Annotated in this window: 12 protein-coding genes and 1 pseudogene; 4 read left to right on the forward strand and 9 right to left on the reverse strand. The window is 53.3% G+C overall.

The annotated features are described in order from the left end of the window. Positions 1 to 5: 5 nt before the first annotated feature. From ATI45_RS06570 to ATI45_RS06580, 3 genes are read right to left on the reverse strand one after another with little or no spacing between them, the layout of a single operon-like run. The gene (locus tag ATI45_RS06570) at positions 6 to 1,550 is read right to left on the reverse strand and encodes an LTA synthase family protein (RefSeq protein WP_098418785.1); all 1,545 of its coding nucleotides are present in this window, start codon (positions 1,548 to 1,550) and stop codon (positions 6 to 8) included. 6 nt (positions 1,551 to 1,556) lie between these two features. After that, entirely contained in the window at positions 1,557 to 2,330 is a 774-nt protein-coding gene (locus tag ATI45_RS06575; protein WP_098418786.1) for an SDR family NAD(P)-dependent oxidoreductase, read from the reverse strand. A gap of 10 nt (positions 2,331 to 2,340) precedes the next feature. Then, on the reverse strand, positions 2,341 to 3,603 hold the full coding sequence (locus ATI45_RS06580; RefSeq protein ID WP_218926126.1) for a capsule biosynthesis protein: 1,263 nt from the start codon (positions 3,601 to 3,603) through the stop codon (positions 2,341 to 2,343). An 845-nt stretch (positions 3,604 to 4,448) separates the two neighbouring features. On the opposite strand from ATI45_RS06580, the gene ATI45_RS06590 reads away from it, so the two are divergent. After that, positions 4,449 to 5,951: a hypothetical protein gene (locus ATI45_RS06590; RefSeq protein WP_098418789.1), complete on the forward strand. Its 1,503-nt coding sequence runs from the start codon at positions 4,449 to 4,451 to the stop codon at positions 5,949 to 5,951. A gap of 230 nt (positions 5,952 to 6,181) precedes the next feature. Further along, positions 6,182 to 6,363, forward strand: a pseudogene (locus ATI45_RS06595) (IS21 family transposase); the annotation flags it as partial. Positions 6,364 to 6,544: 181 nt separating this feature from the next. On the opposite strand, the gene ATI45_RS06600 reads toward ATI45_RS06595, so the two are convergent. The 4 genes from ATI45_RS06600 to ATI45_RS06615 all read right to left on the reverse strand — a co-directional run bounded on the left by ATI45_RS06600 (position 6,545) and on the right by ATI45_RS06615 (position 7,732). After that, positions 6,545 to 6,820 carry a type II toxin-antitoxin system RelE/ParE family toxin gene (locus ATI45_RS06600; protein WP_098418790.1) on the reverse strand — a complete coding sequence of 92 codons (276 nt, stop codon included), beginning with the start codon at positions 6,818 to 6,820 and terminating at the stop codon, positions 6,545 to 6,547. Continuing rightward, positions 6,820 to 7,089, reverse strand: a complete 270-nt coding sequence (locus ATI45_RS06605; protein WP_098418791.1) for a CopG family ribbon-helix-helix protein — start codon at positions 7,087 to 7,089, stop codon at positions 6,820 to 6,822. The genes ATI45_RS06600 and ATI45_RS06605 overlap by 1 nt, the downstream gene beginning before the upstream one ends. 150 nt (positions 7,090 to 7,239) lie before the next feature. Further along, on the reverse strand, positions 7,240 to 7,485 hold the full coding sequence (locus tag ATI45_RS06610) for a BrnA antitoxin family protein (protein WP_098418792.1): 246 nt from the start codon (positions 7,483 to 7,485) through the stop codon (positions 7,240 to 7,242). Further along, the gene (locus tag ATI45_RS06615) at positions 7,469 to 7,732 is read right to left on the reverse strand and encodes a BrnT family toxin (RefSeq protein WP_098418793.1); all 264 of its coding nucleotides are present in this window, start codon (positions 7,730 to 7,732) and stop codon (positions 7,469 to 7,471) included. The genes ATI45_RS06610 and ATI45_RS06615 overlap by 17 nt, the downstream gene beginning before the upstream one ends. A 367-nt stretch (positions 7,733 to 8,099) precedes the next feature. Between ATI45_RS06615 and ATI45_RS06620 the strand changes: the two genes are divergently transcribed. Then, complete coding sequence (locus tag ATI45_RS06620; protein ID WP_098418794.1) at positions 8,100 to 9,047, forward strand: DMT family transporter; 948 nt, start codon at positions 8,100 to 8,102, stop codon at positions 9,045 to 9,047. An 84-nt stretch (positions 9,048 to 9,131) separates the two neighbouring features. On the opposite strand, the gene ATI45_RS06625 is transcribed toward ATI45_RS06620, so the two are convergent. After that, a complete protein-coding gene (locus ATI45_RS06625; protein WP_098418795.1) occupies positions 9,132 to 10,052 on the reverse strand; it encodes an ROK family protein in 921 nt (306 codons plus the stop codon). Positions 10,053 to 10,203: 151 nt separating this feature from the next. On the opposite strand from ATI45_RS06625, the gene ATI45_RS06630 reads away from it, so the two are divergent. Continuing rightward, complete coding sequence (locus ATI45_RS06630) at positions 10,204 to 10,596, forward strand: glutaredoxin family protein (protein ID WP_098418796.1); 393 nt, start codon at positions 10,204 to 10,206, stop codon at positions 10,594 to 10,596. Positions 10,597 to 10,643: 47 nt separating this feature from the next. On the opposite strand, the gene ATI45_RS06635 is transcribed toward ATI45_RS06630, so the two are convergent. Further along, positions 10,644 to 12,149, reverse strand: coding sequence for an efflux transporter outer membrane subunit (locus tag ATI45_RS06635; protein WP_098418797.1), 1,506 nt, complete (start codon positions 12,147 to 12,149; stop codon positions 10,644 to 10,646). Between the last annotated feature and the right edge of the window lie 2 nt (positions 12,150 to 12,151).

Consider the following 12,151-nt stretch of genomic DNA (forward strand, 5'->3'; position numbering starts at 1 on the left):
AGCGGTTAGATCCGATGACACTCTTTTACGGTTTGCAGCCAGTGTTTCGACAAAGATTCCGCAGGGAGCGGCGGCACGTTTGTCTTTTCTATCACACGGGCTTTCTGTTCAGTGCCCGTTGACCATATCAGCCAGGGCGTTGTTGCTTCGGGTTCACCAAAATGGCGATAGACATCCGACATGATCGGCACGTGATCCCCGTACCAGCACAATGAACCCCCTCGATCTGTCGCCTGAACAGCAGAGGTGATTTGAGCCAGCATCTGGTCGGCATTTTTCAGATGGCGCAGGTAGGCGGTTAAATCCTGCAAAGGGCCCGCGGGCGGCTCCCGGTACGCATCCGTTTCAAGCTCTGGGTCCGGCTTTTCCAGATGAAGAGGGCCGTGATTTTCCATGGTGATGACGAAGATAAATACGGGCTCTTCGGCGGCAGTCAGCAACCCGGTTACTTTATCAGCAACGGCTTGATCACCGACGTACTGGCCAGATCGATCCCCATGGTTAAAATCTGAAATATCGATGAACTGATCAAAACCCAGGGCCGGCATCACACGATCGCGCAGGTAAAACTGGGCCGGGTAAGGATGCACGCAAATGGTTTTATAGCCTTGAGCTCGCAGATGTGATGCCAGCGAATGCACCGGCCTCTTCGCCAGGCGGCGGTAGGGGTTATATTGGTAAATGCCCAACATTGCCTGAGACAACCCGGTAAGTATTGCTGCCTCGGTGCGAACGGTGTTAGCGCCCCAGGCGGGTACAGACAACTGCCCGCTGGCTGCAGCAACCGTGCAGCACTCATCCCAGTTTTTCAGTACCGAAGGCTTGATAAACGGGTAGCACGGGCGCGGGTCAAAAAAAGATTCGCTTTGCACCATGACCAAATGTGGCCTTGGATTGCCGGGGTCAAACTGCGGCCATTGCGCGGCGGGCTCTGCAAACGTTCGTTTACGCGACAGCCAGTATTCTGCCAGATGACTGTGCAACAGAGCAATGAGACCCGTCGCTTGCACATCCTTCAATGGGTCGAGCGACAAGCGGGGCCTGATGATCCAGGCGCTCATAGCCGCCACAAACGCAACCGCAACCGCAAGGGTGACTACAGGCCATTGCCACCAGGCGTTCGCTTGCCGATAAAGCGGCGTTTCAAGCCAGAAGAACAGGCCGATGGCGGCTGCCCCGGCCGTCAGCAGCAAACACGTTTTGATAACACCGAAAAAGGGAATATAGAGCTGCGGATGGCGCAAGGCATCCGTGAAATACTCGAAGTCCTGCAGGATGAACGGCTCTTTCAGTGCTGTGAACTTGGTGTAGTTAACCGCAATCAGCACCCCATGCAACACGACAACCAAGGTAATGGCAAAATAAAGCCGTTGACTGATCAGGCAGGCCACTGAAAACAAGGATAGCCACCATGCCAGCCCACTCAGCACGCAATACAGGCTGAGCGCGCGCATGCCTCCGCCGGTTGGACTGAACCTTCCACCGGTTGGAACAAACAAAGCCCCCATCAATAGCGAGGCCAGCAAGCCTATCGATACAGCGATTAGCATATTGCTTTAGCCACCATACCTAAACAATCGTAATAGCCAGTGCGAAAGCCCGGCAGGCAGAACCGACAGCCACCAGCAGCCCCAGTTCAGTGGAAATGGAAAACTGATGCGAGCACGCCCCGCTGCAACTCTATTGGCAATGTAACGCGCTGCGCGATCAGGCTGCCAGATAAACGGTTTTGGCCCCGGCATGGCGTGGCACATGGGCGAGCTTACGTAGCCAGGCATAACCACAGAAACGGATACGCCGCTGCCCTCAAGCCAACCCTTCAATCCTTCGCCATAAGCCTTCACTGCCGCTTTGCTCGCGCTGTAAGCCGGCGTTACCGGCAAGCCGAACCAGGCCGCCAGGGAGCTAATCAACACCAACTGCCCGCTACCCTGCTCGCGCATTACTGTTGCCAGCCGATGCAGCAGGTAAAAGGTTGATCTTACGTTTAGCTCAAGCAGCTGCTCAGTCGCCTCCCAACTTTCACCTGCCCCTTCGGGACCGGTATCGGTATTGATGCCGGCATTGGCGAACACCAGGTCTGGGGCTGTATGTGCCAGTAGCTCATCCATCCACTGCGATAGGGCCAGTCTGTCGCACAGATCAAGAGATTTTTCGGTTACCCGCGCACCAGCCGAACGGCATTTTTCAGCAACTTCATTCAGCAAATCCGTATTTCGGCCTTGCAAATACAGATGCACGCCGGCGCGAGCGTATTCCACCGCTAGCGCCGACCCGATGGCTCCGGTTGCTCCGGTAATCAGCACAATGCCAGGCGCTTTTTGTTTCATGCGGTCTGCTTCACGGTGGGCAGGCTTCCAACAAATACTGGAGAGGTGATTGGTCTGTGCTGAGCATGTTAGCCGCATTCTCAACGGCCAGACTGATGCCATTGTGGCAATAGAAACCACCGTTGATTTGCGTTGCGTAGATGACCACTTTGCGAAAGGCCTCAAACAAGTTTTGGTCAGGCTTAACGGGTTCTTGCCAAAAATTGTCTATGTCGCCTTGATCAGTCAGCCCCGGAAGGTTATAAATCGGGTCGCTCAGGCACAGCGTTGGACATTCTTTTTCCAGTGCCACTATGCCCACAGTACTGTTAACAGTGACGGTTCCGGCGGCAGACCCAAGTGCTTGATCCAGATTGCCGGTTTCGATGTATTCAACCCGCCCTTCCAGGCCAAGGCGCTTGCTCAGCTTTCTGATGTGGCGCGGATAATTCACCAGCCCCATATCCAACGGATGATTCTTGATCAGAAGCCGGGCACCACTGGGCGCATTGTCTGCAAAGGATTCGAGCACAGACTCGATCACCTGATGCATGTTGTCGAAGCGAGAGTGATGGTGAATCTGAGCGTCGGAATTCAACTGTAAAGGCAACAGAAAAAAAGGGTGTTTGGGTGCTTCCTTGCAGAGGCGATTGATCAACTCTGCATCCCGCGTGCGCCATTTGGGCAACCTGGCAAAGCGGGATAGGTAGCCGGCATATTCAACGGGTGCCGTGATCGGCGCGTGGATTCTATATCGAGGGTTCAGTACCGAATTGATCAGACCCGCGACGTGGTACAGCACATCGTACGCGGCCCGTTTCCGAAAAGCGGAATGGAAACGTTTCGGCTTTTCAGTCGGCTGCGCATCGAGACAACCTGCTGCCGCTCGAAACCAGTCCGGGTCCCGTGGCAAGAGCGAATGGCCGTTTACGCCTTCGCGCTCAAGCGTCACCCAGAAAGGTCTGAAATAACCCTCTTCGAAAACATGTGTTCGAACGCCGAACTGTTCCGCTTTATCAAAGGCCGCACGGTGTACGGGCCGTCGATCTCCAAACAGAATTTGATCTGTGATTTCGAACTCTTGCCAAATCGACTTAAGAAATTCGGGCAGTTGTTCCAGATTGCCACGAAAGTGCGTTCGATGACTGCGAGGAAACCAAAACACCAGATCACCCGCGTTGAAGTTTACCTTGTGAACCTTGTGGCCACATTCGCGCAGGGCATCGGCCAAGCGCGCAAAAAATGGCGATGAAACGCCTTGCAACAGCAAGAATGACAAAGGCTTCACAGGCACGCTACCGCCCCACCGACCAGGACCAAGTGTTTTACGGACATAACTTTTCGATTTTTATGCATCGGCTTTGACAAGGGCGAACGGAGGGAAATATCTCAACCGGCTCTTTGTCAGGTTGTGGGGTGTTACCACCAAGGCGGCGGATCTTACGTGCTCAGAAGTTAAAGGCAAGCGGCTAAAGCACTGAACTTTTAAAAATCAGAGACTTAGATTTGTAACGTTTGGTTACAAAATGAGGATTGCAAGTAAATAGTTCACACTTTGACCTAAATACTGTCGGTGAGCGAAAAACGAGTGCTGTCGCGTAAATGATGATTTTCGGCTTACAACTTCACTCGCCAGTCGAGCTGCGTGCTGGTGACGGAGGTCTGGCAGAGGACGGATAAAATTGTTTTGAGCCAGAAAAAATCGCTAAAAGGATAAAGGCATTCAGTTTTTTCAATTGCGCGAGGGACTGACAGCTTGCCCCAACTTCGCGACCTCACCTAAAGACTGAAAACTTCGGTTTGCCACAGCAAGAGACTCAGACGCTCAGTTGACAATAACTAGCTCGACCAATAATATGTCGCTTTAATTTGCTCTCTTTGGCTTTAATCGTCTGGCAGTTTTCTGGAAAACACCTGCTTAACGATTGAGTTTTCGAAGAATAGCGCTACCACCTGTAAAAGCCATTGAACAATTGTCGCGACGTTATTGGCTGCCTGAAACTTCATTTCACGTGTGGACTCGCGTTTTGAAGCCCTTCTAACTCGTGGTGTGATACCGGCATAGTCGATTAAAAAAACCCTAAAAAACAAGGGCTTACTCTGTGAAAACCCAATCAAATTTAGCTAAGGTGCACTCAATTGTTTAACAAAAAGATACTCTCCACTCTTGCGTTTTCGAGCCTTTTAACTACTGGCGCTGTAGATGCAGCTTCGTTTGGCCTCGGCAACCTTATTCAAATAGGATCTACGCTGCCGAACATCAGCAACCAAGTGAGCGGCGCTGACCTGAGCAAGTCAAGCAACACCATTACCCTAACTGATGGTAAATTGTTGCCAATTAGCACCCTCGACGGAAGCTCCTTAGGCGAAGCACTGAAGCGTCAAAAAACCCTGCTAAATATCGACGGAAATCAAGTGCGTGTCAGCACCAGCGCTAGTAGTTTGGAGAATGCCTACGATAATGCCGGGCAAGACCAGACCTTTAATATTACTGCTATCGTTGAGTCTCGACCTATCTCTCTCCAGTGGCAAGGCCCCCTCAATGATATAGAAACCCAAGGGACTTTTAATGTGACACTGAACGGCGAGCCAGTCACGTTTAAACTGGCGCCTGGTAAGACGTTGGAAAATTTTGACGGAAAGACTCCGTTTGAGCTGTTCGATCGCGACGGCAATTTGCTGCTTAAAGGAAATCTTGATGGTATCTCTGCCAGCCAGATTGAAAGCGTTGCAGCCAACCTGGGAGTTATCAATACGGATCTTGCTCTTCGAGCCGCACAAAAGCAGTTTATGGCGCAGAGCTTCGGCATTATTAGCACAAAAATAGATAACGCCATGCAGCCAACCCATAGCAAAACTTCAGGAAATGGGAAGCTGTACGAGCAAGCAGGCGGCCCAAATGTCTGGTTTTCCACCGAAGTCCGCGACTTATCCGGCAATGCAATCAACACCAGCTATGACGGGGACTCGAAGACTGCCATGGTCGGCATAGAGCGTAAAAACGGACCTTATCTTACTGGCGTCGCAGCAGGCTATAACAGTATTGAAATCACCAATAAGAGCGCCAACAACTCTAACTCAAAGCTTCGGGGCAACTTTCTTGCGCCATACGTTGCGGTATCTTTACTGAATGGTCAGCTTGTGCTGGATGGCATCGTGCTATATCAGGATCTGGAGGGTGATTTCAGCACTCGCTTTAACTCAGTGGATCTGGAGGGTAACCGCTTCGGGACTCGCGCAGCAGCCACTTATTACTTCCCCCGCTTCGACAATAACACCGCATTAATTGGCGTAACCGCAGGCGGCGCTTACATGAAGGACAGTCTGGACGGAAAGACACTAGGCACTGAAGAAAATTACGGCATCGAATTAGGCGAAGCTTTTGGTGGGGTCAAGTTCGTGAAGGAATTCTCTGCTGGCCGCGTCTATACCAGCGCCACATACTACGAAAATGTCACAAGTGACGTCGATAGTTCAGCTGAACTATTAGATGACGGCGATGAAAGCCGCACAGAGCTATTGATTGGCGCCACACACCGCATCGCCACTAATATGGATTTGAACATTACTGGGAGAACCACCGTTGGTTCAAGTGATACAGAGTATGAAGCCATCCAGGCAACGCTTTCATATACCTTCTAGTACATCACCGTCAGTCCGGTAAACCCGCCTTAAGGCTGACGTCGCAGCCGTCAAGATAGTGTCCACTTATTCTTTAGTGGACACTAATCATAAACAACGTAAGCGTAACCCGCCCATACCTGGAGTGGCTCGAATCTCTGTGATCGTTATGTGCCCCTGTGCACGGGCACTTCCCTGCGGTTTCAAGGCCTTCTGCGGGGAACGGAACATAACGGAGTTGGGAGCATAACCCGGACAACCTGCGCAGCGGTGTCAGCAGAGCCTGTCGGTACGACCCGTATCTAAGCCCCAGTTACCAGCAACTTGCAGCGCACTATCAGGTGGCGATTCTGCCGGCACAGCCCTACAAGCCAAAGATAAATCCAAGGCGGAAGTGGGTGTGCCGATCGTTGAGCACTGGATCCTGGCCCGATAAGGCATCTTTTCCAACACATACGCGCACATACGGAATCTAAGTGGCATTTTTGACATGGCAGAGGTCGGCAGTTCAAATCTGCCTGGTCCTACCAGAATTTATTACGAAATGAGCCACTTAGAGCGCAAGCCGGGGACAGATTTCAAATCTGTCCCCTATCTGCAACTTATTACCTGGCTCAGCGATCCTCGCGGGCATGCCACAGTCGCAAGATGAAAATGGCACTTTCCTGAATTTCATATCGAACTTCGTAATGACCCACTTGTAATCGTCGAACGTCTCTTGGATCAAACTGATGCAACGACTCGCCAAGGCGAGGATTATCAATGAGCCGAGTGACGCCGTGGGTCAGTGACCGGACAACGTTAATGGCAGCAGGCTTATTCACAGGCTCCAGAAAGTCATAAAGCCGGGCGATGTCCGACATGGCTTTACTTGTCCATTGGAGCTCCATCAACGGGGAACAGGCAGCGGCTGATTGGAATCAAGACTGTCGGCCCAAGCCAATACCGCCTGGTGGTCAATCACCTGCCTGGCGTCGACGTTAGACAAGGCCTCTTGTGTTAGCCGATCCCGCTCATCTTCTCGGGCAATCCAGTCAGCCAAGGCTTGCTTTACGATCCAGCCTTTGGAGCGCTCAAGACGCTGAGCAATCAACCCCACCTTGTCGGCCATAGACACTGGCACATGGGCGGTCATCACACGGGTATCTGTCTTGGACATAAGAGCACCTTTTACAGCTATGATTCATCTTGATTCAGTATAAATCAACATGAATCAAATTGTCGCCTATGGCGAATCATTAAGACCTCGGGTCTGATTTTGGGAAGCCAGGGACAGATTTGAAACCTGTCCCTCTTGCCAGAATGCCGTTCAGCTATGCTCTGACATATACTGCCGCAACGCTTCGTTCAAGCGCGTTTGCCAACCACTACCGTCGCGCTTGAAATATTCAATAACATCCTCGTCTAACCGCAATGTGGTGGATTGCTTAGGTGATTCAGATTTTGGGCGCCCTACCCGTCTTGCTGCTGTGCCCCGCTTGGCCTTGGTAAACATGGCATCAGACCACTCCGGGTTATCGGTGTCTGCCAGTTCCGGATCAACTGAATTGTTCATAACGGCGTACCTCGCGTTTGTTGGCTTTGCGCAGGCTAATGACGCGAACGATATCTCCACGCAAAGTGTAAACCAGAGCGTGAAGGCGGGAGCCGATGTAGCCGAGCGCAAAATAGCGCAACTCGCCCTCTATTTCCTGCTCGACCTCAATGGCCCCTTCGAAATCGAACTTGGCGACTAACTCAAACCCGAGCCCTCTCAGCTCTAGATTACGTTCGTTCTTGGCATCATCAAATTCGATCATCATATTAATTATCGTAGTAACATAAACTATTCAGTGCAAGCATTTTTGTCATGACACAAAAGATTAAAATGGCAGATTCGTGCAACAGCAGTGTGTAGTAAGAGCTACAACATTTTGGAGTAATTTTTTCAAAAGCTGGCGCCATATGGCGAATTTTCAAAGTTAACCGCGGCGCAATACAGCGAGCACCACCATAAGCCTTCTTCCTTTTTTACTTCGCAAACTATACATTACCCGCAAACCGGGGGCCGATTTTAAATCTGTCTCTGATGAGTAGCCGGGGACAGATTTTAAATCTGTCTCTGATGAGTAAGCCGGGGACAGATTTTAAATCTGTCCCCTATCTTTTGGCAGCCGAGCCGTCCTGTGTATGACCAACGCCCATAAATCTGACCTGATTCTGGTTGGTGTTACCCTGCTTGCGGCCATCAGCTGGATTTTTTCCAAAGAATCTATACTGCTGATGCCGCCGTTGTTGTTCATGGCGCTGCGGTTTTTGATCGCAGGTGGTTTTTTGGCGGCTTTCGCTTTCCGGTCGCTGGGACGTTTGAGTGGGGATCAGGTTAAACGCGGCCTGGGTGTTGGCCTGGTGTTCGGCGTTGCCATGAGTTTCTGGGTGATGGGCCTGTTTCATGGCACCAGTATGGGTGAAGGTGCCTTTATAGTCAGCCTGGGCGTGGTTATCGTTCCTATTCTTGCTCGCCTTCTTTTTAAAGAGGCACAACCCGCAAGCACCTGGTTTGCCATTCCCGTTGCGGTCGCCGGGCTGGCGCTTCTGTCGCTTCGTAACGGTTTTCAGCCAGAGCCGGCGCAAATATTTTTCGCGATGGCAGCTTCTATTTTTGCGCTCTATTTTACACTGAACACCCGCGCTGCGAATCAGCGTACTGCCATCAACCGGCAGGGCGACGCCATCGAAAAACAGCGTATTCCAGCTCTTCCGCTGACGGCGATTGCGTTGCTTACCGTGGGCTTGGTGACGTTGGTGGAGTCGCTGATTACAGAGCCCTGGCAGCCAACGTTCAGTGATCCACCGCCGCTTCTGGTCTGGTGGATTCTTGCCAGCGCTATTGTGGGCACCGCGGGGCGATTTCTTGCCCAAACCTATGCGCAGAGCTTGTCTGCCCATAGCCATGGCGCCGTTATTCTAGTGATAGAACCGGTTTGGGTGTCGTTGTTTGCAGCAGGGTGGTTTGATGAAATCATGACGCCAGTTCAGCTGGCCGGCTGCGGTTTGATTTTTGCGGCATTGATTGTAAACCGCTGGGGCGTGCTCAGTTCGGCTCTTCGAGCTTCACTGAGGAAGAGGCGGAGCTAGGGGCGGGGGAAAAGCGGGGCGGGGGGAAACGGGGACGGATTTGAAATCCGTCCCCTGGTTTGGTGGCTAAGTCGGGGGCGGATTTTAAATCTGTCCCCTGTCTTGGGCCAGCCACGCGGCGCCGCGGACACCGCTGGAGTCGCCGTGTATGGCCTGGCGTATGGGTGTTTCGCACTCACCTCCTAGAACGTACTCCGGCAGGCGTATCCCCAGTTCGCTGTACAGAGCTGGCACGTTTGATAGCCCACCGCCGAGTACAATCACGTCTGGATCCAGCAGGTTGATGACGGCCGCCAGGCCGCGGGCCAGGTGGTTTATATAATCATCCAGCGATCGCGAGGCACGTGAATCGGTTTGCGCCAGTTCAACGATGGCCTTGGCATCCAGCTTTTCATCCCAAAGCAAGAAGTGCGTGAGCGCAAGGCCGGTGCCAGACAGGAAGGTTTCGTTGCAGCCAAAACGGCCACAGAAGCACGGGCGCTGGTTCAGTTCTGCTTGTGGTGTCCATGGCAGTGGGTTGTGGCCCCATTCGCCGGCGAGGCCGTTCGGGCCTGTGAGCAGTTGGCCGTTAACGGTAATGCCGGCGCCGCAGCCGGTGCCCAGAATGGCCGCGAACACCACTTTGTAGCCTTGCCCTGCGCCGTCGCTGGCTTCAGACAGGGCCAGGCAGTTGGCGTCGTTCGTCAGGCCAACCGGGCGTTGCAGCAGGCGGGTTAAATCAGCGGCCATGGGCTGGCCGTTAAGCCAGGTGGAGTTGGCGTTTTTGACCAGGCCTGTCAGGCCCGACACGGAGCCAGGAATGCCCACGCCTGCGGGCAACGCAGCTTCACCGGCCCGTAATTCCGCGGCTTCAACCAGTTCTTTGATGGTGTTCAGGGTGGTTTCGTAGTCTCCCTGAGGGCTTGCGATACGGGCGCGAAAGTGGGTTTTGTTAGCACCGTCTAACAAGATGACTTCGGTTTTTGTTCCCCCAAGATCGATGCCTACCCGCCAGCGGCTGTTCATGCGTTTATCACCCTGCTTTATCATTTACGGAATGGTCACAGGATTCTGCGCGGATCGCAAAAAATCTGATACCCTGTCGATCTTTAGTTGCGAATCGATCGTAAATAAAAGAGTGTCCCTTTTTTTAATACTGACTGCCAAGGCTTCTTTCATGAGAATTGTTATTCGTTATTTTTTCCGCACTTTGCGGCTTATTCTGACTCCATTTGTGCTGTTGAGTGAAAAAATCGGGGGCGGCAAGCCGGTACAGCGTAGCGCCCAAGAGCAACAGAAAGTAGACGAAGCCTGCCGGGACCTGGCGCTGTATCAGTTCAAAACCTGCCCGTTCTGCGTCAAAGTTCGTAAAGAAATCAAACGTCTGAATCTGAATATTGAACAGCGTGACACCCAGCATAACACCGAGCACCGCGCTGAAATTCTAGCCGGCGGTGGTGCCGTGAAGGTACCCTGTTTGCGGATTGCCAAAGCGGACGGCAGCCACCAATGGCTGTACGAATCCAACGACATCAACGCCTGGCTGAAGCAGCGCTTCGAACCGGCCTGATTCGTTAAACCGCTCTTCCCGCATGTGCTTCGTGTCACGGCGGTGGTTTAAAAACCACCGCCGACTGCTTTGTACAAATCCACAGTTGCCAGCAGATGATTCAGTCGCGTTTCGCTGCGCTGTACTCTGGCATCGAACAAGGTGCGCTGGCTGTCTAGCAGGGTGATCAGATCTTCTGCGCCCTGGCGATAACGAACTTCACTCAAGCGCAGGGTTTCTTTTGCCTGCTGTTCAATTTCCGTCAGCCGCTGTTCCTGCTCCCGATACAAATTGATACGCGCCATGGCGTCTCCCGCTTCTAAAAACGCAGTCAACAAGCTTGAGCGATAACCTTGCACCAGCGCGACCTGGCGCGATTCGGTGAGCGCTACATTGTTGCTTCGTGCGCCACCGTCGAACAAGGTTTGACTAAGAGCAAGCAAACCGTTCGCCGTTGCCAACGGACTGGAAAGGCTGAGCAAGCCATCGGAAGAGAGCCCCAGGGCGGCGCTGAGTGACACCGCCGGCAAGAGCGCGGCACGGGCCTGGGTGATGTTGGCATTGGCCGCATGCAAGCGGGCCTCGGCGGCGGCAAGGTCTGGCCTGCGGGTAATCAGCTCTGCGGGCGAGCCTGTGTCAATGCCCGGAATACGGATTTGTTGTAGCTCCCCCTTTAACTCGCCGTTATTTACCATCCAGGGCGGCTCGCCGCTGTCTACCATCCAGGGCGGCTCGCCGCCTAGCACCTGCAATGCAGCTTCACTCTGGCGCAGGCGAAACACCAGCGTGGGCAAAACATTGCGTAACACCAGCACGGCGGTGCGTTGGCGGGCCAATTCGAAGCGGTCGGCTACGCCGTTGCGGTATCGCACATCCACAATACGCAAGGTTTGCTCTGCCAATTCCAGATTTTGCCGGGCGATATTCAAGCGCTGGCGTAACTCCAGCAATTGAAACCAGTTACTGGCCACTGCGCCGGAAAGGCTAAGCTGCGCGGCGGCGAAATCAAAAGCACTGGCATCGCGGCGGAAGCTGGCGGCGTCTTCGGCTGCACCCAGCCTGCCCCACAAATCCACCTCGTAACTGATGGATGTGGATACCGATGTGTTTCCACTGCTGCGCCAGTCGCCGCTGCTTGGGCGCCGTGTTTGTTCGCCGGTGCTGCCGCTTAAACCAATGCCTGGCAGCAGGCTGGCGCCGGCGTTCTGCAGCTGTAAATCGGCCTGAACCAGATTCTCGGCCAGAATGGCCAGGTCGGGATTGGCCGCCCGCGCTTTTTCAATCAACGCCGGCAAGTTGGGATCGCCATAGGCCTGCCACCATTGCTGGTCGGTGACGGCTGGCCCGTTTAAAGCAATCGAGTTCAGTTCTGGCGCCCAAGCCAAGGCCGTCACAGGTGCGCCGTCAATAAGCACGGGAGCTGACGGGGCAATCTGAGTGGCGCAGCCTGCCAGGGTTATACAAGCCGTTAAAATGCAGATGGCGGATGTCCGTCGCCGTTCAGGCGGTTCAGGCAGGGCCAGGCGCCGTTCAGGCAGCGTCAAGCGTAAAGTTTGTTGTGAGCTATGGGGCATGA

The sequence above is a fragment of the Marinobacter sp. LV10MA510-1 genome (assembly GCF_002563885.1).
In the GTDB taxonomy this organism is placed as follows: Bacteria; Pseudomonadota; Gammaproteobacteria; order Pseudomonadales; family Oleiphilaceae; genus Marinobacter.

Coding starts and splice junctions, on each gene's coding strand:
- ATI45_RS06635 (WP_098418797.1), bottom strand. CDS start 12,149: ATGCCCCATAGCTCACAACAAACTTTACGCTTGACGCTGCCTGAACGG.
- ATI45_RS06600 (WP_098418790.1), bottom strand. CDS start 6,820: ATGGAGCTCCAATGGACAAGTAAAGCCATGTCGGACATCGCCCGGCTT.
- ATI45_RS06620 (WP_098418794.1), top strand. CDS start 8,100: ATGACCAACGCCCATAAATCTGACCTGATTCTGGTTGGTGTTACCCTG.
- ATI45_RS06610 (WP_098418792.1), bottom strand. CDS start 7,485: ATGAACAATTCAGTTGATCCGGAACTGGCAGACACCGATAACCCGGAG.
- ATI45_RS06630 (WP_098418796.1), top strand. CDS start 10,204: ATGAGAATTGTTATTCGTTATTTTTTCCGCACTTTGCGGCTTATTCTG.
- ATI45_RS06625 (WP_098418795.1), bottom strand. CDS start 10,052: ATGAACAGCCGCTGGCGGGTAGGCATCGATCTTGGGGGAACAAAAACC.
- ATI45_RS06605 (WP_098418791.1), bottom strand. CDS start 7,089: ATGTCCAAGACAGATACCCGTGTGATGACCGCCCATGTGCCAGTGTCT.
- ATI45_RS06615 (WP_098418793.1), bottom strand. CDS start 7,732: ATGATGATCGAATTTGATGATGCCAAGAACGAACGTAATCTAGAGCTG.
- ATI45_RS06570 (WP_098418785.1), bottom strand. CDS start 1,550: ATGCTAATCGCTGTATCGATAGGCTTGCTGGCCTCGCTATTGATGGGG.
- ATI45_RS06575 (WP_098418786.1), bottom strand. CDS start 2,330: ATGAAACAAAAAGCGCCTGGCATTGTGCTGATTACCGGAGCAACCGGA.